This window comes from Antiquaquibacter oligotrophicus (assembly GCF_020535405.1).
GTDB classification, from domain to species: Bacteria; Actinomycetota; Actinomycetes; order Actinomycetales; family Microbacteriaceae; genus Rhodoglobus; species Rhodoglobus oligotrophicus.
On sequence record NZ_CP085036.1, the window covers coordinates 2,314,962 to 2,337,381 of the forward strand.

The following is a 22,420-nucleotide window of genomic DNA, read 5'->3' on the forward strand; positions in this document are numbered from 1 at the left end:
CGACGCTTCTAAAGGAATAATTCATGTCAACCGACCAGGCCCCTCGGCCTAAGTCGACCACGCCCGAAATCCTCACCGGATCGGGCGCGATCCTCAAATCTCTCGAGCACCTCGGCATCACCGACGTTTTCGGTCTGCCGGGCGGTGCGATCATGCCGTTCTACGACGAGCTCATGGCCTCCACGGCCGTGCGTCACATCCTCGTTCGCCACGAGCAGGGAGCTGGCCACGCCGCGGAGGGCTATGCCTCATCCTCGGGCAAGGTGGGTGTCGCCATCGCGACCTCCGGCCCCGGTGCGACGAACCTCGTCACCGCGATCGCCGACGCCTACATGGACTCCGTGCCGCTCCTGGCGATCACCGGCCAGGTCTTCTCGACCTCCATGGGCACGGATGCTTTCCAGGAGGTCGACATCGTGGGCATCACGATGCCGATCACCAAGCACTCGTTCCTCGTCACCAAGCCGGAGGACGTGCCGGCCACGCTCGCCGCGGCGTACCACATCGCCACGACCGGCCGCCCAGGCCCCGTGCTCGTGGATGTGACCAAGGATGCCCAGCAGCTGAGCGCGCCGTTCATCTGGCCGCCGAAGGTTGACCTGCCGGGTTACCGCCCGGTGATCAAGGCCCACGGTAAGCAGGTCATTGCCGCCGCGCAGATGCTGCTCGAGGCGGAGAAGCCGGTGTTCTACGTCGGTGGTGGTGTGATCAGGGCGGGGGCATCCGCCGAGCTCCTCGAGCTGGCGACCCTCGTCGGTGCACCCGTTGTCACGACCCTGATGGCTCGCGGTGCCTTCCCCGACTCGAACCCGCAGCACCTCGGCATGCCGGGCATGCACGGCTCGGTGCCCGCGGTGCTCTCGCTGCAGGAATCCGACCTCATCATCTCGCTCGGTGCGCGGTTCGATGATCGCGTCACGGGCAAGCCGAGCGAGTTCGCTCCCCACGCCAAGATCGTCCACGTCGACATCGACCCGGCCGAGATCGGCAAGATCCGGGCGGCGGACGTGCCCATCGTCGGCGACGCCAAGGACGTGATCGTCGACCTCACCGCGGCGTTCACCGATGCATCCGCAGGCCAGAGTGCCAAAGGGACCGATCGTTACGCCTCGTGGTGGAAGCGACTCGACACCCTCCGTACCCAGTACCCGCTCGGCTACACGATGCCGGACGACGGTCTCCTCTCGCCGCAGCAGATCATCCAGCGCATCGGCGAGCTCAGCGGGCCGGAAGCCATCTACGCTGCCGGCGTCGGACAGCACCAGATGTGGGCAGCGCAGTTCATCAAGTACGAGCGCCCGGGCGCCTGGCTCAACTCCGGTGGAGCAGGGACCATGGGCTACGGCGTTCCCGCCGCGATGGGCGCGAAGGTCGCCAACCCGGACCGCGTGGTGTGGGCCATCGATGGTGACGGTTGTTTCCAGATGACCAACCAAGAGCTCGCGACCTGCATGATCAACAACATCCCGATCAAGGTTGCGATCATCAACAACTCGTCGCTCGGAATGGTGCGTCAGTGGCAGACCCTCTTCTATGACGGTCGCCACTCGTTCACCGACCTCAATACCGGTCATGACACCGCGATGATTCCCGACTTCGTGAAGCTCGGCGAGGCCTACGGCGCCCTGTCGATTCGCGTCACCAAGCCGGAGGAGGTCGACCCGGCCATTCAGCTCGCCCTCGAGACCAACGATCGCCCCGTGCTCATCGACTTCATCGTGAGCCGGGATGCCATGGTGTGGCCGATGGTTCCGCAGGGTGTCGGAAACTCGAGCGTGCAGTACGCACGCGACCATGCCCCCGAGTGGGAAGAGGAGTAAGCGCATGAGCCACGTCCTGTCCCTTCTCGTTGAGGACAAGCCCGGTCTGCTGACACGCGTCGCGGGCCTGTTCGCCCGCCGCGGGTTCAACATCGAATCGCTCGCCGTCGGTAAGAGCGAGATCCAAGGCCTCTCTCGCATCACTGTTGTGGTCGACGTCGAGCAGTTGCCGCTCGAGCAGGTCACCAAGCAGCTCAACAAGCTCGTCAACGTGATCAAGATCGTGGAGCTCGATCCCGCGACCGCCGTGCAGCGCGAGCACTTGCTGATCAAGGTCAAGGTCGACAACACGACTCGGTCGCAGATTCTCGAGGCGGTGAACCTCTTCCGTGCTCGCGTGGTGGATGTCTCCACCGACGCCCTCGTGATCGAGACGACCGGCGACTCCGGCAAGATCCAGGCGCTCTTGCGTGTACTCGAACCGTACGGCATCAAGGAGATCGCGCAGTCCGGCCTCCTCGCCATCGGTCGCGGTTCCAAGTCGATCACCGAGCGCGTTTTTAAGAATTAGCCCGCCTGGGCTCCACCGAGTAGATCTCACACACCACAACAAGGAGAAGCATCCACATGACCGAACTCTTCTACGACAAGGACGCCGACCTGTCGATCATCCAGGGCAAGAAGGTGGCCATCGTCGGCTACGGCTCGCAGGGCCACGCCCACGCGCAGAACCTCCGCGACTCCGGTGTCGAGGTAGCGATCGCACTCAAGGCCGGCTCGAAGTCGGCACCGAAGGCCGAGGAGCAGGGCTTCCCGGTCAAGTCGGTCGCCGACGCGGCCGAGTGGGCCGACCTCATCATGATCCTGGCACCGGACCAGTTCCAGCGCGGCATCTACGCCGAGTCGATCAAGGACAAGCTGACCCCCGGCAAGACGCTCGCCTTCGCGCACGGCTTCAACATCCGCTTCGGGTACATCGAGGCTCCCGAGGGTGTCGACGTCATCCTCGTGGCCCCCAAGGCGCCGGGCCACACGGTGCGCCGCGAGTTCGTCGCTGGCCGTGGCATCCCGGACATCATCGCCGTCGAGAAGGATGCAACGGGTTCCGCTTGGGACACCGCGCTCTCCTACGCGAAGGCCATCGGTGGTACGCGCGCCGGCGTCATCAAGACGACCTTCACCGAGGAGACCGAGACCGACCTGTTCGGTGAGCAGGCCGTTCTCTGTGGTGGTACCTCGCAGCTCGTGCAGTACGGCTTCGAGACCCTCGTCGAGGCTGGCTACCAGCCGGAGATCGCCTACTTCGAGGTGCTCCACGAGCTCAAGCTCATCGTCGACCTCATGTGGGAGGGTGGCATCGCCAAGCAGCGTTGGAGCGTCTCCGACACCGCTGAGTACGGTGACTACGTCTCCGGCCCGCGTGTGATCGACCCCCGCGTCAAGGAGAACATGAAGGCCGTGCTCGGTGACATCCAGTCGGGTGCCTTCGCCAAGCGCTTCATCGACGACCAGGATGCCGGTGCCCCCGAGTTCCGCGAGCTGCGCGCCAAGGGTGAGCAGCACCCGATCGAGTCGACGGGCCGCGAGCTGCGCGCCCTCTTCGCGTGGAAGCAGCAGGACGAGGACTACGTCGATGGTTCGGCAGCGCGCTAGTTTTCGCTGAAAGGGGCCGGGAAGTCTGACTTCCTGGCCCCTTTTTGTTGCTCGCGACTCCTCGTTGCCGTCCCCCGTTCGAGGGTAGAGCGAGTGGACCGATCTGTACCCCCACGTCTGGGGGTAGGGGGAGAGGTCAAAACCTGAATTTAACCTGTGAGCGCGGGATAACGTTGAGGTGCGCGCATCTGGGGGCGCGTTTCACGCAGTTTTCCGCAGCTATTCAAGGGGTAATTCACTATGAAGTCCATTGCCGCCATCGCGACCGCCATCGGCGTCGCCGGCATCATGACGGTCGCCGTCGCCGCACCAGCCAACGCAGAGCCGTGGGACGGTAGCGGCGTTGAGTTTGGTCTCGGTTACTGGGATTACGAGAGCTACGACGTCTCCATCAACGATGTCGACCTCATCACGGGACCTGACTCGGAGGAGTACACGGACATCTGGGACGGCATGGGTTACACCTACATCGATTCCGCTAGCCTCGGCCTCGATTTCGAGAGCGTGTACTGCGACCCGGAGGACACCGTGGATGTCAGCACCGACGCCGCGACGGGGGACCTTCTCTTCGTGTGCGCGTCCTCCAACGAAGACTTCGCTGACGCGGGCCTCGTTGTTGTCTCCGAGGTGCGAATCTACGCTGCGAGTGACCTCGTGCGTGTGACGACTTTCCTGTACAACGACACCGACGCCGAGGTCACCATCGACGAGGTCGAGTTCTACACCGACTTCGGCAGCTCGGGCCAGCTGTGGGGCTACCAGGGCCAGGATGACAGCATCCTCCCGGTGCCGGCCGCTGAGGACACCACCAGCAGCGACGCGCTTGCCGCGGCAGGTGCTCGCTGGGCCGTTCACTACAACAACTACGACGCCCCCGGCGGCGTTGCCTGGGGAAGCTCGGATGCCGCCGCTCCCGCGACCCTGAACTACATCGACGGTGACGAGTACGACGCAAGCGTGTCGTCGTTCACGATCCCCGCTGGCGACGTGCGCGCGGTCTCCTACTTCGCGCTGTGGAACCCGGCACTCCTCATCGAACTGGGCTACACCAACGAGGAGTCCGGCGTTCAGGAGCAGGCAGCGGACGCCCTCGTTCCCGCCATGGCGGAGTTCGACACCTTCTCCGGTCGCCTCACCGCTGGCCTCGAGGGTGTCAGCGTCGTCAACTGGGGTCAGGTCCAGCCGAACCCGGCGCCGGTTCCCGTTCCGCAGCCTGAGGCGCCGAAGCTCGCCGCGACCGGTTCCGAGGGTGCCATGGGCATCGCCGGAATCGCGGGTGTGCTCGTGCTTCTCGGTGCGGGTGCGGTTGCCGTGGGCATCCGTCGCCGCACTGCAGCGAACTAGTTCTCATCACACCGTAGGGGCCCTCGATGTCGGGGGCCCCTACGTTCGTTAAGGAGCCTCGGTGGGGCGCTCGAGCACAACCAGGGGGATGGTGCGCGTCGTCTTGCGCTGATACCCCGCATAGTGCGGGTGACGTTCGACGATGAGTTCCCACGCGTTCTCGCGTTCCGCTCCCTCGAGCACGCGGGCAGTGCGGGGCAGGGGCTCACCACCTTCGACCGCGACGAGAACGTTCGGATTCGCTTCGAGGTTGAGCAACCACGCGGGATGTGCATCGTCCCCGCCGCGCGAGGCCACAACAACCTCGTCACCGTGGAGGCGAAGTGGGCTCGTGAGCATGCTCGTGCGGGGTTCCCCGCTGCGGCGGCCTGTTGTCGTGAGTTCGAGCACGGGCATCCCGCGAAGGTTCCACCCGGCTCGACCCCCAGTGACCGCGATCATGGCTCGGTGGATGGCGTTCATGGTTTTCATGGAGAACGTGCTGGGCATGATGTCGAGGCTAGTGCGCGTGGCTGGCATGTCAGAGCGCGGTGCGCTCAAGACGCATACGCGACTACTATGAGCACATATCGACGCGAAAGCGGGAATTATGGACCAGTTCACCGTTCGCCAGGCTTCCGCGCTTCTGGGCGTCAGCGATGACACCGTCCGCCGATGGGCGGATGCCGGCCGACTCACTCTCACGAGTTCGGACCGGGGTCCAGCCACCATTGCCGGAACTCAGCTCGCCGCGCTTGCGCAGGAGCTCGCCGCCGCCTCGGCCATCGATGTGGCGTTCCCGCACTCGCGGGCATCCGCCCGGAATCGGATCACGGGCATCGTGACCGCGGTGACCATGGACGGTGTGATGGCGCAGGTCGAACTACAGGCGGGACCGTTCCGAGTCGTCTCGCTCATGAGTCGTGAGGCGGCGGAGGAACTGGGCCTCGAACCGGGTGTTCTCGCGACCGCCAGCGCGAAGGCCACGGTTGTTGTGGTGGAGGTGCCGTGAGGCTCAGTGCTGCCGCTGCGGGCCTTGCCACGGCACTGGTACTCACCGGTTGTGCGATGTCCGATGACGCAGCGCAGTCCGAGGAGCTCTCGGGCACACTGACGGTATTTGCGGCGGCATCCCTCACCGAGGTCTTCGATGAGATCGCCGACCGGTTCGAGGAGGAGCACCCGGATGTCACGGTGGTGCTCGGCTACGGGGGCAGCTCCGGGCTCGCCGCACAGATCGTCGAAGGCGCCCCCGTTGACGTGTTCGCCGCCGCCAGCGACGAGACCATGGACACCGTCGTTGATGGCGGCATGATCGACGTTGAGGGGGTGTTTGCCACCAACACACTCGAGATCGCAGTTCCGTCGGGCAACCCGGGGGCCGTAACCGGCCTCGCTGATTTTGCACGCCCGGAGCTGGCCATCGCCGTGTGCGCGGTCGAGGTGCCGTGTGGTGCAGCGGCAGACACGGCTTTTGACAGCGCCGGGGTGTCACCGTCGGTCGACACCTACGAGCAGGACGTCAAGGCCGTACTGACCAAGGTGAGATTGGGTGAAGTGGACGCAGGCCTCGTCTACCGCACGGACATCCTCTCGGCAGGCGACGCGGTCGACGGGATCTCGTTCGCGGAGGCGGCCGGGGCTGTCGGTTCCTATCCGATCGGCGTGCTGCGGGATGCACCTAACCTGCGCGCCGCGCTCGCCTTCGTCGAGTTCGTCGACGGCGACGTCGGAAAGGAGATTCTGAGCGATGCAGGCTTCGGACCGGCGTCGTAGGAGCCTCCTGGCGCCCGTGCTGTGGGTGCCGGCTGCGCTCGCGCTCGCCCTGCTCGGCCTCCCGCTTCTTGCGCTTGTGCTACGGGCGCCGTGGGGTCGCCTTCCCGAGTTGCTGGCCCAGACCGACGTGCTGCAGGCGCTCGCCCTCTCGCTCGGGACGGGGCTCATGTCAACGGCGATCGCGCTGGTTCTCGGCATCCCGCTCGCGCTCGTCCTTGCCCGCAGCGCGACATGGCCAGCCGTGCCGCGTCGGCTCTTGCGTGCGCTCGTGACGGTGCCGCTCGTGCTCCCACCCGTGGTCGGGGGAGTTGCCCTGCTCCTGCTGCTCGGGCGGAGAGGTCTCGCCGGGGAGTGGCTTTACGCGTGGTTCGGGATCACCGTTCCGTTCACGACCGCCGCCGTGGTGATCGCCCAAGTTTTTGTCGCGATGCCCTTCCTCGTGCTCGCCGTCGAAGGGGCGCTTCGGGCATCCGATCGTCGGTTCGAGGTTGTCGCCGCGACCCTCGGGGCATCCCGTTGGACGGTCTTCCGGCGTGTGACCCTGCCGCTGGTGGCGCCGGGGGTGAGCGCCGGGGCCCTCCTCTGCTTCACCCGAGCGTTGGGGGAGTTCGGCGCGACCATCACCTTCGCGGGAAGTTTCCCCGGGGTCACCCAGACTCTCCCGATCGCCACCTACCTCCAGTTGCAGACCGACCCTGACGCCGCGATCGCCCTCTCCCTCGTGCTCATGGCGGTGAGTGTCGCCGTGCTGGTGAGCCTGCGCGACCGGTGGGTGCCGGGGGTGACCGGATGACGCAGCGTGCCCGCGCTCTCGAGGCAACGATCTCGGTGCCCCGTGACGCCTTCACCGTTGAGGTCGAGCTCCACGTGGAGCCAGGCGAGCCGCTGTGCATCGTCGGTCCGAACGGAGCGGGTAAGTCGACGATCCTCGGAGCGCTCGCCGGTACGGTGCACGCCCACGGGTCGATTCGTGTCGGCGCGCGAGACGTCATCACCGCACCCATCGAGGCTCGGCGAATGGGCTACGTGTTCCAGGACTACCTGCTCTTTCCGCACCTGACCGTTATCGAGAACGTGGCCTTCGGGCCCCGTTCTCGAGGGGTTGCTCGCGATGAAGCCCGCGAACGTGCATCCTCGTGGTTGCAGCGATTCGGGGTTCACGATCTCGCGCAGCGTCGCCCGTCCGAACTGTCGGGAGGTCAAGCGCAACGTGTGGCACTCGCCCGCGCTCTCGCCGCTGAACCCGACGTGCTGCTCCTCGATGAACCCCTCGCGGCGCTCGACGTGGAAGTCCGCGACGAGGTGCGCTCCGAGCTGCGTCGTCACCTCCGCGAGTGGGGTGGGATCGCGGTGCTCGTCACCCACGATGCGGCCGACGTGCGCTCGCTCGCGCACGACGTCATGGTGCTCGAACGCGGCAGGGTGACGCAGCGCGGGACGCTCGACGGGCTGCGGCGGCATCCGGCGACCGACTACGTGCGTCGCCTGACGGGCGCCCAGTCCGAATAGGGTGAACGGATGGATGCCCTGCAACCCGGTCTCGGACCGATCCGCTCCGCGACCTATCTCCCCGCAGAGCCCACCGACGTTCTGTGGGGGAGTCTTCCGTGTGAGCAGGACACTCCGGTGCTCTCGATCGACCCCGGTACCGAGGTCACGATCGACACGATCAGCCACGAGGGGATCCTCGAGGATCAGGGCCGTGACCCCGTCGCGTTTTTCGGTCGCTACGGTGTGCCGCGCGAGCTGGTGCTCGATGACGCGGTGGCGCTCGCCGCATCCGACCGCTCGCGAGGTGATCGGGGGCCGCACGTTGTCACGGGGCCGATCCGGGTTGCTGGCGCGCGCCGCGGCGACCTCCTGCGTATGACGGTTGTCGAGACCCTGCAGCGGGTGCCCTACGGCGTCGTCTCCAACCGTCACGGACGAGGCGCGCTGCACGGTGAGTACCCCGTGCGGCAGGAGACGGTGAGTGTTTTCGCCGGGGTGGATGGCGAGCACGGCACACTCCCGCGCACGCTCGGTGACGATCACACCGTGCGATTCCCGCTGGCACCGTTCCTCGGCATCATGGGTGTCGCGGTCGCCGGCGATGAACGGCCGCACTCCGTGCCGCCGGGGCCGCACGGGGGCAACATCGACATCAACCTCATCACCGAGGGTGCTTCGCTCTACCTTCCCGTGCAGGTCGACGGAGCGCTCGCGTACATCGGCGACCCGCACTTCGCGCAGGGTGACGGCGAGGTGGCGCTTACCGCCATGGAAGCTTCACTGCGCGCGACCATCCGGTTCGAGGTTGTCGCGCACGAGGATGCGATTCGGGAGTTCGGCGAGCTCGTCGGGCCGCTCGCCGAGACCAGCGAATACCTCATTCCGACGGGAATGAACGAGGACCTCGATATCGCCGTTCAGGATTGTGTGCGCGCGGCAATCGCGCTCCTCCGTGCTCGATTCGGGATGGATGCCGAGCACGCGTACGCGTACCTGAGCGCCGCGACGGACTTCAACATCAGCCAGGTCGTCGACCTCGTCAAGGGTGTGCACGCCCGGATCAGGGTGGCCGACTTTGGGTGACGTACTGCAGGCATTCTGGCGCTATGAGCGCGCGCTCATGGCCAACGACCTGGTGGAACTGGACGCGCTGTTCGCACCCGGCCCTGACACACTTCGCGGCGACGCGGCGGGCATCCTTGTCGGCCACGATGCGATCAGCGACTTCCGTCGAGGCCGGGGCGGTGCCCCGCTGCGGGAGATCCTCCATGTGGAGGTCCGGGAGGTCTCGGATGATGCGGCGCTCGTCATCGCGGTAACGGCTCCGCGCACGGGCGGGCGCGGTCAGCAAACGCAACTGTGGCGCCGCATCGACGGTGACTGGAAGGTCACCGCGGCGCATGTGTCCCTGCCGGTACCCGCGATCGATTCGCGGATCTGGAGGGCAGCCGGGGCACCCCTCGTGCCTCCAAGCGGTGAGGGACCCTTGGCGGGGGAGTCCGTCGCGGTGAAGGACCTGTTCGCCGTTGGGGGTTATGCGGTCGGCGCGGGCAATCCGGTGTGGCTGGCCGAGGCATCCGTCGAGTCCGCAAACGCGACGGCAGTGCAGCAGTTGCTCGACCACGGAGCGAGCGTTGCCGGCATCGCCCAGACGGATGAGTTCGCGTATTCGATCGCGGGGCAGAACTCGCACTACGGCACGCCACCCAGCCCTGCCGTTGTGGGCGGACTGCCAGGAGGGTCGACAAGCGGCCCGGCCTCGGCGGTTGCGCTCGGACAAGCGAGCATCGGCCTCGGAACTGACACGGGAGGGTCGATTCGTGTTCCCGCCTCGTACCAGGGGTTGTGGGGCCTCCGCACGACTCACGGAGCAGTCTCCGCAGAGGGGCTGCTGCCGCTCGCACCCACGTTCGACACGGTCGGATGGCTCACACGCAACGCCGCGTCCCTCAAGGGCGCCGCCGGTGCGAGCCTGCGCGAGCACGCGGCGGCGGGAGACTTCGTTGTCGCGCCAGACCTGCTCGAGCACGCGACTCCGGACGTGCGCGCCGCGTTCACGGCCGCAGTCGGTGAGCACGAACGAATCGACATCGGAGACGCCAGCGAGCTACTCTACATCTTCCGCAGCGTGCAGGCGGCGGAGGCGTGGGCCACGCACGGTGCCTGGGTGTCGGCGCACCCGGGAGCTCTGGGACCGGATGTCGCGGGGCGCTTCGCCGCGGCAGCACTCGTCACCGCCGAGCAGGAGTCGTCGGCGCGCTTGCGACTCGCGGAGGCGCGTGCACGTCTGGACGAGGTGCTCGGCGATCGCGTGCTGCTTCTGCCATCGGCATCCTCGATCGCCCCCAGCGCTGTGACCGACGCCGCGACCGTTGAGGCAACCCGTCAGGGAACGATGCGTCTCACCTCCGTTGCCGGCATCACGGGGAGGCCCGCGCTCAGCGTGCCGCTGCTCTCGGTGCCGCAGTCGGGTGCACTGCTTCCCGCACCCGTCGGGTTGTGTCTCGTGGGGCCACGGCACAGCGAGATCGCCCTCATCGCCCTGGGCGAGCAACTGCTCGAGTCGTCGAGCCGCTCCTGACCGACCGCCCGCCGCGCCCCGCCCGCGCTGCCTTCCCCGCTCCGACACGCCTGCGCTGCCTGCCCGCCCGACCCGCATTTCACTCTTCTCCGGAGGGTTGCGCGCGGGCACCCTGATGGGGCGCGAATGTGCGCGTTACAGGTGTGACTTCAGCCCGAAAGCTCCGGAAAAGTGCGCGAAAAACGCACGAGGGGCACGCTGGTGCTTCCGCGTGGCATCCAAAATGTTGATCTCAGTAACATTCCCGTAGCACGCGCCGCATACGATGGGGCCATGTCAGCCGAGCCCATCAATCCTCCGCCGCGACTGCTGATGGGCCCTGGCCCGATCAACGCCGATCCTCGTGTTCTGCGGGCCATGTCCGCACAACTCGTCGGTCAGTACGACCCCGCGATGACGGCATACATGAACGAGACCATGGAGCTCTATCGCGGAGTGTTTCGCACGCAGAACGAGGCGACTCTCCTCGTGGACGGCACGAGCCGGGCGGGCATCGAGGCGGCGCTGATCTCGCTTCTCGAGCCGGGCGATGTTGTGCTCGTTCCCATCTTCGGTCGGTTCGGTCACCTGTTGCGTGAGATCGCCGAACGCGCCCAGGCCGACGTGCGAGTGATCGAGCGTGAGTGGGGCACCGTTTTCACGCCGTCCGAAATCGAGGCCGCGATCATCGAGCACAAACCGAAGCTCCTCGCGGTTGTCCACGGCGACACGTCGACGACCGTCGCCCAGCCGCTCGATGAGCTGGGGGAACTCTGCCGAAAACACGGCGTGCTTCTCTACACGGATGCCACGGCCTCCCTCGGCGGCAACACATTCGAGACCGACCAGTGGGGCATCGACGTCGTGACAGCCGGCCTGCAGAAATGTCTCGGCGGCCCGTCGGGAAGCGCGCCGATCACCCTGTCGGCAGCGGCCGTGGATGTTGTGAACTCTCGCAAATCGGTGGAGGCGGGCATCCGGGCCGAGGGTGACGCCGTCAGCGCCCACCCGGTGCGCAGCAACTACTTCGACCTCGGTCAGATCCTCGACTACTGGGGCCCGCGGCGGCTCAACCACCACACCGAGGCGACGAGCATGCTCTACGGCGCCCGAGAGTGCGCGCGACTGCTCGTCGAGGAGGGTCTCCCCAACGCCGTCGAACGTCATCGGCTTCACGGCGCAGCGATGGTCGAGGGGCTCAGAGCCCTGGGCTTCGAGATCTTCGGCGACCAATCGGTGCGCATGAACAACGTCGTCGGCGTATATATCCCGGACGGCATAGACGGCGACGCAGGGCGAGCAACCATGCTCGAGGACTTCGGTATCGAGATCGGTACTTCGTTCGGACCCCTCCACGGCAAGGTGTGGCGTGTGGGCGTCATGGGCTACAACACGCGACGGGATGCCGTGCTCACGACTCTCGCAGCGCTCGAGAACGTCCTCAGCCGTGGTGGAGTCACGGTGACGTCGGGCGCGGGTGTCGGAGCGGCGGTCGACTTCTATGGGTGACGCCCAGCGTGTGATGGATCGCAGCAACGAGCTCGCTGCGATCTCGGCCGACCCCGACCATCTCGTTCGAGTGCACCTCACACCCGAACACAAAGCAGCCAACGAACTCGTCGCGTCGTGGATGGAGGAGGCGGGACTGTCCACGTGGCAGGATGCCGCGGGCAACCAGTGCGGGCGACTCGAGGGCCGTGAGCCGGACCTGCCAGCGCTCCTCCTCGGCTCGCACATCGACACGGTCCCCGATGCCGGACGCTACGACGGGATGCTCGGTGTGCTGCTCGCGATCGAGGTTGTCGCGCGGCTGCGTGATCGGGCATCCGAACTTCCATTCGCCATCGAGGTTGTCGCCTTCAGTGATGAGGAGGGCACACGCTTCGGCAACGCACTCATGGGCAGTAGGGCACTGTCCGGCCAGTGGGACGACGAGTGGTGGGATCTGCGGGACGAGGACGGCATCTCCCTCGCGGAAGCCTTCGTCGACTTCGGCCTCGACCCCGCGCGACTGCCGGGCGCCTTCCGTCGGCCCGAACAGTTCGTCGGGTACCTCGAAGCGCACATCGAGCAGGGTCCGTGGTTGGAGGATGCCGATCGAGCGCTCGGTGTTGTCACCTCCATCGCGGGCGCTCGCCGGTTCGAGTTCACGATGATCGGCAAGGCTGGCCACGCTGGCGGCTCGCCCTATGACCGCCGCCGCGACGCCCTCGTCGGGGCGAGCGAACTCGTGGTCGAGATCGAACGCATCTCCAAGGAACGCCACGTCATCGGCACCGTCGGCAAACTCGAGGTGCTCCCGGGCGGCGTCAACGTCATCCCGGGACGGGTCGACTTCAGCCTCGATCTGCGCGCGGAGTTCGACGACGATCGGGACGAGGCGCTCCGAGCTATCCGTGAGGCGGCGAAGGAGATCGCCGCGCGACGGCGGCTCGAGTTCCATGCGGAGGAGATGTACCGCGCTGACGCCGTGATGTGCGACCTGGATCTCCGGAGTGCGGTTGAGGCGGGCATCCGGGCGACGGGTGATGCGGAGCCGATGGCGATGTGGAGCCGAGCCGGACACGACGGGATGGCCGTGGTGGCGGTTGCACCGATCGCAATGCTGTTCATCCGGTGCAAAGGTGGTGTGAGCCACCACCCCGACGAGTCGGTCACGAAGGCCGATGTTGCGGTGGCGCTCGACGCCTACGAGGCCGCCGTTCTGGAACTCGCAAAGCAGCGCTGATCTCCGCACCCCGCATTCCACTGCACCCCAACTCCCGACTCCCGACTCCCGGGTCCCGGTTCCCGGCCCCGACTCCACTCGGCCTCATTTCCCTCTTCTCCGGAGGGTTCATTTTCACAGCCCCGGGTTTCAGCCGACGTAGCTGTGGCTGGAGTGATCCAGGGTCGAAAGCTCCGGAGAAGTGCACGATAACGAGCGGTGAGGCCGCGGGTGGGAGAGAGCGTGACCCTAGGCAGTGTCCACGTCGGTACCGTCCCAGAGGTCGGCGCACTCGATCTCCTCGACCCCGTTGTCGACGAGGTAGGCGCGGGCACCGCGGTCGCCGTCCAGCCTTTCGGCCGCCCGGCGAACATGGTCGCGTCCGAGGAGCACCGGATGCCCGGGCCGGCCGTCGTACGTCGCTTGTCGCAGCACGCCCGGCCACGACTGGTGCACCACCCGCTCGACGACGGACCGAGGTAATCCGGGCAGGTCAACGAGGGTCACGAGCGCGGCATCCGTGCTCGGCACCGCGGCAAGGCCCGCGCGAAGCGACGCCGACAGTCCGCGCTGCCAGTCCTCGGCGATGACGGTGTGCACGAAGCCCGGCACGGGTGCCTCCGGTGCCGCGCCGAGCACAACAACGATGTCCTCGGTGGCTGCCCGGAGCGCGTCCACCGCGAGCTCGATCCATGGTGTGCCGTCGTCCGCGCGTCGCAGAGCCTTCGGGCCGCCCGCGCGTGTGCCCGCACCGGCGGCGAGCACGATTCCGGTGATTCCCGCCATGCGTACAGTTATACCCATGAGCCTGAACGTCTCCGACACCGCACTACGGGAGGGGCTCGCCGCGAGCCTTGCCGTGCCGAGATGGGTGGAGGATGTCGCATCCGCTGCCCCCTTCGACGACCTCGCCGCGCTGCTAGCCGCGGCCCATGCGGCGGCCACTCCGCTGTCGCCCGCCGAGATCGACGAGGCGATAGCCCACCACCCCCGCATCGGCGAGAAGCCGAAGGGGGAGGGCACCTCGCAGTCCTTCAGCCGCGCGGAGCAGGGCAGCGACACCGAGTTCGCCGAGGAGATCGCTGCGGGCAATCGCGCCTACGAGGAGCGCTTCGGTCGCGTGTTCATCATCCGCGCGGCTGGCCGCGGTCGGGCCGAGATTCTTGCCGAGCTCACCCGCCGACTCGAGCTCGACAACGATACGGAACTCGCGATTGTTGGCGAGCAATTGCGCGACATCGCGTTGCTGCGGTTGGAGAAGCTTTTCGGAGAGGATGCCGCATGAGCCACGTCACCACTCACGTGCTGGATGCCGCACTGGGCCGCCCTGCTGAGGGCATCCCGGTTGTGCTGTCCGGACCCGACGGTGAGATCGCCCGCGCCGTCACCAACCCGGACGGGCGCGTGCCCGACCTCGGCCCCGAGTTGCTCGCGGTGGGGGACTACCGTCTCGAGTTCGAGACGGGACTGTACTTCGCGGCATCCGGAACCGAGACGTTCTACCCGCGAGTGACGGTCGACTTCGTCATCGCCGATGCGGAATCGCACTACCACGTGCCCCTGCTGCTGAGCCCGTTCGGCTACAGCACCTACCGCGGCAGCTGACCTCCGTCCCCTCCGTGAGGTGCCCAGTTCGGTGGGTATTTTCGCAACCGAACCCACCGAAGTGGGCACCTCACGGGCGGAACGGGGTTCCTAGAGCACCGTGAACCGGAGCGCGTGAGCGTCGAGCACCCCGCGCTCGACCAGCCGCGATCGCACCGCCTCGTACTGCTCGATGAGGCGATCGGATGCCCCGCCCTCCACAACGACGAGGGCCCGCACGGGCGCGTCCCGAATCGGCACTAGCGCAGCACGGAGTCCGAGGTGGCGGCGGGCCGCGGCAATCTGCTCCGCCCCCTCGAGTGCGAAGAGTTCGACGTCGACGTGCGCCTGGGCCGCCGCGAACCGCAACTCTGGAGCGCGTGCGCCGTACACCCGCACAAGCTGGAGCCTCCCGTCGTCGACGGTGACGGCATCCGGGGCCGACGAGAAGAACGGGGCACCACCGGCGACGGGGGCCGGGAGCAGGGCATCCTGCACCGCCACAACCGGGGTGGTTTCGGTGAGTGGGCCGGTCAGGAGCGGAGCGTACTCCTGCGTGATCATGGCGCTGTCGGCGAGGGCGGCCACGGAGAACCGTGCGCGGGCCGCGGTCTCGTCGAGCGCGCGGGTGAGGAAGCCGAGCGCACGGGTGACCGGTACCGCGGCGGCCGAGTTCGGGTGCCACGCTGAGTCGAGGGTGGAGGTCGCGAGTTTGTTGAGTGGCCGCCGCGCGCTGATCTGAAAACGCACGGGAGACCAGTCGATGTCGACGAGTCCGACCGTGCCACTGACGATGCGGGCGCGATGCATTTGCGCCTTCGGGTCCGACCACAGGTGCAGGTCTGCGCGGGGGCCCTGCTCGAGCACCCACGCAGTGAGCGGATTCAACGGTCCGCCCGTGCTGAACGCCGCCACGAAGTCATCCGAAGGCACACGCGCCCACACTCTGGTGCCCTCGATGACGTTCACCCATCCAGCATGAGCGACGGCGGCCCGGCGTGACGCGATCGGAGTCAACCTTTACGACCGAGTAACCACGAAGTAACAGGGCCGAAACAGCCCGGGCGGACAGTAGTACCTGTCACTTGGTGTTCTGGGAGCCTCGACTAGCTCGAGCCATGACCGGAAGACGGGAAGTGCGCGATCGATTTCGATCGCTCATGACCGACTTGCGTTCAAAGGAATCCCCATCATGGTTTTCTCCGTTCCCGCCATCGACATTTCTCCCTACATCTCCGGTTCCCCCGATGATGCGGCCGCTCGGGCCGCCGTCGCCGAGCAGTTCGCCGCAGCCTGCCGCGAGGTGGGTTTTGTGCAAGTGCACGGGCACGGTATCCCGTCGGAGATCATGGACGGTCTCGCCGCGGCATCCGACTCATTCTTTGTCGGCCTCGAGCCCGAGGAGAAAAAGCAGTATCAGACACCCCCGGGCATCAATCGCGGATACTCGCCGCCCAAGTCGGAGGCGACGAGCCTCAGTCTCGGGGTGGAGCCAGCGAACAAGATGAACGACTTCTTCGAGGCGTTCAACGTTGGCCTCACGATCGACGACTACGACTCGAGTGATCTTCTGGAAGAGCAGTATCAGCAGAATGTGTGGCCGGAGCTCCCGCTGTTCCGTGAGCGCGTCGAGGCTTACATGCAGCACGCACGGGCCGTGTCACGCACGCTCATGACGTTGAGCGCCGATGCTCTCGGTCTGCCGAGCGATTTCTTCGACGCGGCCTTCGACCGGGCGACCGGCACGATGCGCATGAACAACTACGCGCTCACACCCGGCATGAATGTGACCCTCGACGGCGAATTGCGCGGCATGGGTGAGCACACCGACTTCGGGGTGATCACGCTCCTGTGGGCCGATCGGGTCAAGGGACTCCAGGTGCTCGGCTCGGATGGCGGATGGCACGACGTGCAGCCCGACGAGGGTGCGTTGCTCATCAACCTCGGTGACATCACCGCACGGTGGACCAACGAGCACTGGATGTCGACGCTGCACCGCGTCAAGCCTCCCGTGATCGACGGCACGATCATCCGGCGTCGCAGTGTCGCCTACTTCCACGGCTGCAACTGGGACGCCATCGTCGCCCCGCTACCCGAACTGCTCGAGGAGGGCGAAGCACCGCTCTACGCGCCCGTCACGGCCACCGAACACATGCGTGCGAAGCTCGCAGGCTCCCGGGCTGGCGTGCTCAACACGAACGCCGAACGTGAGAGCGCACGCGTCAAGTCGGCTCACTAGTCACCGAACGAAGGGCACACACCATGAGTGCAGCAGCATCGCAGGGCCCTCGCGTCGATATCGGCGCCGTTGGCAAGAAGTACGGCACGGGGGATCGCGCGGTGGAGGCGATCGGTTCGATCGACCTGCAGCTTCGACCGGGAACCACCACGGCACTGGTCGGGCCGTCGGGTTGCGGTAAGTCGACGCTCTTGCGTATCGTCGCGGGACTCGATCACCCGACGTCAGGAACGGTGACGATCGACGGTGAAACCCCGGACGCGTACCGCAAACGCGGCGACATCGCTGTGGCATTTCAGGACCCCGCCCTCCTGCCGTGGCGCAGTATCGAGTCAAACCTTGCGCTCGCGCTGCGTCTGACCGGACGCCCCGCGAACCCCGCTCGCATTGCCCACCTGCTCGACCTCGTCGGACTCGGCGGCTTCGAGCGCTCGCGACCAGCGCAGCTCTCGGGAGGGATGAGGCAGCGTGCTGCGATCGCACGCTGCCTCGTCACCGAACCCCGGTTGCTGCTCCTCGATGAGCCATTCGGCGCAGTGGATGAACTCACCCGACGTCGCCTCAACCTTGAGTTGCCCACGATCTGGCAGAGCCAGCCGACCACCACCCTGCTCGTGACCCACTCGATCACCGAAGCGGTGCTCTTGAGTGACGAGATCGTGGTGCTGAGTCCCCGGCCCGCCGGCATCATCGCGCGTGTGGAGGTCGACATCGAGAAACCTCGGCGGGCCGACCACCTCACGAGTCCCGAATTCGTCGACCTCGTCGCTCGAGTCGAGCACCACCTCGGCATCGACACGGCGACGGCCGCGATCCCCGCCGCATGACCGCATCACCCGAGTTCCACCGCACTGCCCCGCACCATCGCACCGCCCCGCACCACGACCTGTCACCCACGAAAGGCGCACCCATGGATGCCACCGCAGCAACAACCCCGCACCAACCAGCACCCCGTTCCCGACGCCGCATGGCGTTCGCCGCACTCGCCATGACGGCGAGCGCGGCTCTGCTCGCCGCGTGCGCGGCACCGGCGGAGACATCCGAGTCCACCGTCGATGACAGCCCCGTGCGCTTCGCCGTGAACTGGGTTCCCGACGTCGAGTGGGCCTCGCTGTATGTCGGTGAGAGCGAAGGTTACTTCGAGGACGAGGGTGTATCGATCGAGATCGTTCACGGAGGACCGAACACCCCGGCCGTCGCCCAGGTGCTCGCCGCAGGCCAGGCCGACATCGGTATCGCCTCCGACGAGCTCCAGCTCATCAAAGCCAACGAGGAGGGTGCCGACTACGTCGTGATCGGTGCGATGTACCAGCAGTCGCCCTCGTCCTACACGTGGCTGAGCTCCACCGACATCTCGACCGCCGAGGATCTCGTCGGCAAGCGCATCGGCGGAATTCAGGGAGACCAGATCCGCATCGACGCCCTGTTCAAGATCAACGATCTGCCCGTCGACTACACCTTCGTTCCGATGGGGTACGACCCGCAGCCCCTCGTCGACGGCGAGGTGGACGTGATCACGTCCTACGCCACCAACCAGCCCATCCAGTTGCGACAGGCGGGCACGGAGGTTACCGACCAGACCTTCTCCGAGTTCGGTCTGAAGGCTTACGGCGACGTCATCTTCGCCTCGCGCGCCTACCTCGAGGAAAACGAGGACAAGGTCATCGCGGCCCTCCGCGCCCTCATCAAGGCCACCGAGGCGAACATGGCCGACCCGTCGGTTGCCGTCGACCTCACGGTCAACGAGTACGCCGTCGACGGAGGCCTCGACGAGACCTTCGCGACGGAGGCGAACGACGGCTACATCTCCTTCATCGAGAACGACTTCACGGCCGCCAACGGCATCCTCATGGTCGACCCGGAGTACATGGAGAACGAGGTCTTCGCCGGCTACCTCGCCGCCGGTGAGACCGACCTGCCGGATGTCGCGGACTTCGTCGACACCTCCTACATGGAAGCCGCGCACGCGCAGTAGACCATGAAGATCACCGCCGTCACCCCCGTCATTCTCGGATACCGCAAATCGGATCCGCCGATGTCGCGCAGCTTCGCGCTCGTGCGCATCGACACCGATGCCGGAATCACCGGGTGGGGCGAGGCGAGCACCAACTGGGGTCACAGTTACCCCACGGTGTTCGCGGCAGCGGTGAGCGACGTGTGCGCGTCCGCACTGATCGGGCAGGAGCCCCGGTCGGTGCGGGCGCGCCTCGCCGACCTGCACACGAGGATGGACGGGTACCTCGGGTGGGAGGGTCTCACCTCGCAGACCATCGGCGCCATCGAGATGGCCCTGTGGGACATCCTCGGTCGGTCGGTGAACGCGCCCGTGTGGCAGCTTTTGGGCGGCGGCGGGGGAGCGATTGACCTGTACGGCACAGGAACGACCATGTTCGAGGCATCCGCCGGCTGGCATGCTGCCTACTTCGATCAGGCGATCACGGCGGGATTCGGTGCCGTCAAGGTGCGTCTCGGCCGTACGCGTGAGGCAGACGTCGATGTTGTGCGTGAGGTTCGGCGCCACGTTGGCGACGGGGTGCGGATCGGCGTGGACTCCTACTGGTTCCACGACGCGCGCTCCGCTCTCGCGCTCGCGGAGGACCTCGCCGAGCTGGGGGTTTTCTTCTTCGAGGAGCCGCTACCGCAGTACCGCACGGCAGAGCTCGCCTGGCTCGCCGAACGCAGTCCCGTGCCGATCGCCGTGGGAGAGCGGGTCTTCTCCGCTCGTCAGTATGCGGAGTTGGCGCGCACGCGGGCCGCCGGGGTGTTTCAACCGGATGCCTCGATCTGCGGTGGACTCCTCGAGTGCCTCGACATCGCGGCGCTCGCCGCCCGCGAGGGAATTCCCGTCTACCCGCACGTTGGCGGCCCGACGGCCATCGGCCTGTCCGCGAACCTGCAGTGGGCGAGCGCGGCGGGGGTGCCCCTCCTCGAGTACGACATCGACCCGCACCAACCCCTCGTTGACGACCTCGCGCCGTCACTCTCCCTGGCCGCAATTAGCGGTGGGATGCTCGCACCACCGACCGGGCCTGGTCTCGGCGTCGAGGTGCCCGATGACATCGCCGAGCGATACCCGTACCAACCCGGCGAGACCTACACCGACGTCTTTCCGCAGCACGAACGCGGAACAGGAGCACCAGCATGAACGAGATCGCCAGCACGGTTTCTCCCGTGTTCGTCAGAAGCCGAGAACCGCGAGCGCGAGTGCCATGGCGCAGCGTGCGGATGGTGGGTGCATACCTTGCGGGAGTGCTCGTGCTGCTTCTCGCGTGGGAGGTCGCCGGGCGCGCGGGACTCGCGAGCGGGTTTGTGTTGACCCCCGGCCAGGCGATCGGTACCGTGCTCGACCCCGAGTACAGCGGTCTCTACCTGCGGTCCGCCGGTGCAACGTTCTCCGCCGCGGCCACCGGGCTCGCGATCGGGGGTGTGCTGGCCGCGATCTCCGCACTCGTCGCCCACCAGATCCGCGGTCTGCGGCGCATCGTCGACCAGGTCGCGGCGCTCGCGAACTCCGCGCCCTGGGTCGCGGTCGGGCCCGTCGTGCTTGTTGTCGCCGGTCGCGAGAGTGGGCCCATCGCCATCGCGGCGCTCGCCGTGTACTTCTACTTCTTCGTCTCCATCTCCGTCGGACTTTCCGCGAGTGAAGGCTCGCTGCGGGACCTGTTCAGCTCGCTCGGCGCGTCCGGGTGGGCAACGGCGACCCTTCTGACCATTCCCCGCGCCCTGCCGTCGCTCGCCGAGGGGTTCAAGCTCGCGGCACCCGCCGCGCTCGCCGGCGCCGTGTACGGCGAGTGGTACGGGTCATCCACGGGCCTCGGTGTGTTGTTGATCTCCGGGATGCAGGGCGGTGACGTGGCACGGCTGTGGGCGGCATCCGTCATCGCCGCTGGCGGAGGCATGCTCGCGTTCGCGGTTGCGGCCATCGCCCAGTGGTTCCTGCGGCGGCGCTACGGCTACGGGATCGTCTCAAAGAGCGAACCCGACACGCGCAGCACACGCAGGCGCGTGATCACCACCGTGATCGAGGCGGCAGCCATCGCTGCAGCTCTCATCGGGATCTGGCAGTTGTGGATCACCCTGGGCAACGTGTCGCCCCTGGTCGCCCCGGGGCCGGCTCGCGTATTCGAGGACCTCGCCTCGCGGCCGGGGGAGTATGCGAACCTCGTCGGTCAAACCCTGTCGACGGCCTCCCTCGCGCTCCTGCTCGGGGTTGGCGTCGGGGTGGTGCTCGCGGTGGTCGCGCGGCTCTCCACCTTCACCTCGGGCCTGGTTGTGCCAGCCATGGTTGTGCTCACCGCCACCCCGCTCGTTGCCATGTTCCCGCTCCTCGCGCGGCTGTTCGGCTACCGCGATTCGACGGTTGTGGTGATCGCCGCGGTGCTCGTTGTGCTGCCGGCGTTCGTCTACACGAGGTCCGGACTGGATGCTGCGCTACCCCAGCACCGCGATGTGGCCAGGTCACTCGGGGCATCTGGTGCGGCCACCTTCCGGTTCATCGGACTGCCGAGCGCCCTCCCACACATGTCGACCGGATTGCGCATCGCCGCGAGCTCGGCGATCATCGCCACCGTGATCGGGGAGTCCCTCATCGGCTCGACAGGTCTCGGGGTCGAATTCACCTACCAGTACCGACTGCTCAGCATGGCGCCGGCCTTCGGTTCGGCGATCCTCATCGTTGTTTTGTCGCTGCTCGTATTCACTGTGTTCGGCTGGATCGACCGGCTGATCCACCGACGTTGGGGAGCTTGATGCCGTCAAACGCTGACATCGTCCGCGATTACCACGAGCGTGTGTGGGTGCGGGACGATCTGACCGCCATCGACGAATACTGGTCGCCCGAGGCATCTGTCGCCGTCACCGGTTTTGAGAGTTCGACCCTCGACGCGATCCGAGCGGATGTCGCCCGCTACCGTGGCGCGTTCACCGACGTCGAGGCGCACATCCTCAACCTCATCGCGGAAGGTGACAAGGTCGCCCTGCACTGGCGAACCTCTGGGCGGCACGTCGGGCCCTACGGCTCGGTCGCTGCCACCGGGCGTGTGATCACGATGGAGGGGATGGACATCTTCCGGGTGGAGGGCGGCCTCATCGTCGACTGCCAGAGCCTCTGGGATGGCCTCAGCGTCTACGAGCAACTCGGGGTGCTGCAGTACCCGGAGTAGCGGGGGTCTGCCTCGCGCCGCTCGTGAGGTGCCCACTTCGGTGGGTCCTGTTGCGAAAACACCCACAGAACTGGGCACCTCAGGGCGACCGCTCTGTCCACAGGGTGGTCGCCACGCCCCCGACTCGTGGAAGGATGCTCCAGAGGCGTCCGCCTCGTTGGGCAT

23 protein-coding genes are annotated in these 22,420 nt (G+C 66.8%); 20 read left to right on the top strand and 3 right to left on the bottom strand.

The window, feature by feature from the left end; genetic code table 11:
- Positions 1-23 precede the first annotated feature (23 nt).
- The 4 genes from LH407_RS11180 to LH407_RS11195 all read left to right on the top strand — a co-directional run bounded on the left by LH407_RS11180 (position 24) and on the right by LH407_RS11195 (position 4,757).
- Entirely contained in the window at positions 24-1,820 is a 1,797-nt protein-coding gene (locus tag LH407_RS11180; RefSeq protein WP_322133910.1) for an acetolactate synthase large subunit, read from the top strand.
- Positions 1,821-1,824: 4 nt separating this feature from the next.
- A complete protein-coding gene (gene ilvN / locus LH407_RS11185; RefSeq protein WP_322133909.1) occupies positions 1,825-2,331 on the top strand; it encodes an acetolactate synthase small subunit in 507 nt (168 codons plus the stop codon).
- A 56-nt stretch (positions 2,332-2,387) separates the two neighbouring features.
- Complete coding sequence (gene ilvC, locus LH407_RS11190) at positions 2,388-3,413, top strand: ketol-acid reductoisomerase (RefSeq protein ID WP_322133908.1); 1,026 nt, start codon at positions 2,388-2,390, stop codon at positions 3,411-3,413.
- A gap of 240 nt (positions 3,414-3,653) precedes the next feature.
- Positions 3,654-4,757, top strand: coding sequence for a hypothetical protein (locus tag LH407_RS11195; protein WP_322133907.1), 1,104 nt, complete (start codon positions 3,654-3,656; stop codon positions 4,755-4,757).
- A gap of 48 nt (positions 4,758-4,805) precedes the next feature.
- On the opposite strand, the gene LH407_RS11200 is transcribed toward LH407_RS11195, so the two are convergent.
- Positions 4,806-5,246: a nitroreductase/quinone reductase family protein gene (locus LH407_RS11200; protein ID WP_322133906.1), complete on the bottom strand. Its 441-nt coding sequence runs from the start codon at positions 5,244-5,246 to the stop codon at positions 4,806-4,808.
- A 100-nt stretch (positions 5,247-5,346) separates the two neighbouring features.
- On the opposite strand from LH407_RS11200, the gene LH407_RS11205 reads away from it, so the two are divergent.
- From LH407_RS11205 to LH407_RS11240, 8 genes are all read left to right on the top strand, one after another.
- Positions 5,347-5,748, top strand: a complete 402-nt coding sequence (locus LH407_RS11205) for a TOBE domain-containing protein (RefSeq protein WP_322133905.1) — start codon at positions 5,347-5,349, stop codon at positions 5,746-5,748.
- Positions 5,745-6,512, top strand: a complete 768-nt coding sequence (gene modA, locus LH407_RS11210) for a molybdate ABC transporter substrate-binding protein (protein WP_322133904.1) — start codon at positions 5,745-5,747, stop codon at positions 6,510-6,512. The genes LH407_RS11205 and modA overlap by 4 nt, the downstream gene beginning before the upstream one ends.
- Positions 6,487-7,305, top strand: a complete 819-nt coding sequence (locus tag LH407_RS11215) for an ABC transporter permease (RefSeq protein ID WP_322133903.1) — start codon at positions 6,487-6,489, stop codon at positions 7,303-7,305. The genes modA and LH407_RS11215 overlap by 26 nt, the downstream gene beginning before the upstream one ends.
- A complete protein-coding gene (locus LH407_RS11220; RefSeq protein WP_322133902.1) occupies positions 7,302-8,021 on the top strand; it encodes a sulfate/molybdate ABC transporter ATP-binding protein in 720 nt (239 codons plus the stop codon). The genes LH407_RS11215 and LH407_RS11220 overlap by 4 nt, the downstream gene beginning before the upstream one ends.
- Before the next feature lie 9 nt (positions 8,022-8,030).
- Complete coding sequence (locus tag LH407_RS11225; RefSeq protein ID WP_322133901.1) at positions 8,031-9,086, top strand: acetamidase/formamidase family protein; 1,056 nt, start codon at positions 8,031-8,033, stop codon at positions 9,084-9,086.
- Positions 9,079-10,584, top strand: a complete 1,506-nt coding sequence (locus LH407_RS11230; RefSeq protein WP_322133900.1) for an AtzH-like domain-containing protein — start codon at positions 9,079-9,081, stop codon at positions 10,582-10,584. The genes LH407_RS11225 and LH407_RS11230 overlap by 8 nt, the downstream gene beginning before the upstream one ends.
- A 273-nt stretch (positions 10,585-10,857) precedes the next feature.
- A complete protein-coding gene (locus tag LH407_RS11235; protein WP_322133899.1) occupies positions 10,858-12,072 on the top strand; it encodes a pyridoxal-phosphate-dependent aminotransferase family protein in 1,215 nt (404 codons plus the stop codon).
- Complete coding sequence (locus tag LH407_RS11240) at positions 12,065-13,291, top strand: allantoate amidohydrolase (protein WP_322133898.1); 1,227 nt, start codon at positions 12,065-12,067, stop codon at positions 13,289-13,291. Before LH407_RS11235 ends, LH407_RS11240 begins: the two co-directional genes overlap by 8 nt.
- 228 nt (positions 13,292-13,519) lie before the next feature.
- Here the strand turns inward: LH407_RS11240 and LH407_RS11245 are convergent, their stop codons facing one another.
- A complete protein-coding gene (locus LH407_RS11245; protein ID WP_322133897.1) occupies positions 13,520-14,056 on the bottom strand; it encodes a nucleotidyltransferase family protein in 537 nt (178 codons plus the stop codon).
- Between the two features lie 16 nt (positions 14,057-14,072).
- Between LH407_RS11245 and uraD the strand changes: the two genes are divergently transcribed.
- On the top strand, positions 14,073-14,555 hold the full coding sequence (gene uraD, locus LH407_RS11250) for a 2-oxo-4-hydroxy-4-carboxy-5-ureidoimidazoline decarboxylase (RefSeq protein WP_322133896.1): 483 nt from the start codon (positions 14,073-14,075) through the stop codon (positions 14,553-14,555).
- On the top strand, positions 14,552-14,875 hold the full coding sequence (uraH, locus tag LH407_RS11255) for a hydroxyisourate hydrolase (protein WP_322133895.1): 324 nt from the start codon (positions 14,552-14,554) through the stop codon (positions 14,873-14,875). The genes uraD and uraH overlap by 4 nt, the downstream gene beginning before the upstream one ends.
- Positions 14,876-14,965: 90 nt before the next feature.
- Here uraH and LH407_RS11260 read toward each other — a convergent pair whose 3' ends face one another.
- Positions 14,966-15,823: a hypothetical protein gene (locus LH407_RS11260; protein WP_322133894.1), complete on the bottom strand. Its 858-nt coding sequence runs from the start codon at positions 15,821-15,823 to the stop codon at positions 14,966-14,968.
- A 223-nt stretch (positions 15,824-16,046) separates the two neighbouring features.
- On the opposite strand from LH407_RS11260, the gene LH407_RS11265 reads away from it, so the two are divergent.
- From LH407_RS11265 to LH407_RS11290, 6 genes are all read left to right on the top strand, one after another.
- Positions 16,047-17,093 (top strand): isopenicillin N synthase family dioxygenase, encoded by a 1,047-nt coding sequence (locus tag LH407_RS11265; protein ID WP_322133893.1) that lies wholly within the window; start codon positions 16,047-16,049, stop codon positions 17,091-17,093.
- Between the two features lie 23 nt (positions 17,094-17,116).
- Positions 17,117-17,920: an ABC transporter ATP-binding protein gene (locus LH407_RS11270; protein ID WP_322133892.1), complete on the top strand. Its 804-nt coding sequence runs from the start codon at positions 17,117-17,119 to the stop codon at positions 17,918-17,920.
- An 83-nt stretch (positions 17,921-18,003) separates the two neighbouring features.
- On the top strand, positions 18,004-19,068 hold the full coding sequence (locus tag LH407_RS11275) for an ABC transporter substrate-binding protein (RefSeq protein ID WP_322133891.1): 1,065 nt from the start codon (positions 18,004-18,006) through the stop codon (positions 19,066-19,068).
- A 3-nt stretch (positions 19,069-19,071) separates the two neighbouring features.
- Entirely contained in the window at positions 19,072-20,238 is a 1,167-nt protein-coding gene (locus LH407_RS11280; RefSeq protein ID WP_322133890.1) for a mandelate racemase/muconate lactonizing enzyme family protein, read from the top strand.
- A complete protein-coding gene (locus LH407_RS11285; RefSeq protein WP_322133889.1) occupies positions 20,235-21,842 on the top strand; it encodes an ABC transporter permease in 1,608 nt (535 codons plus the stop codon). The genes LH407_RS11280 and LH407_RS11285 overlap by 4 nt, the downstream gene beginning before the upstream one ends.
- A complete protein-coding gene (locus LH407_RS11290; protein ID WP_322133888.1) occupies positions 21,842-22,255 on the top strand; it encodes an ester cyclase in 414 nt (137 codons plus the stop codon). The genes LH407_RS11285 and LH407_RS11290 overlap by 1 nt, the downstream gene beginning before the upstream one ends.
- Positions 22,256-22,420 lie beyond the last annotated feature (165 nt).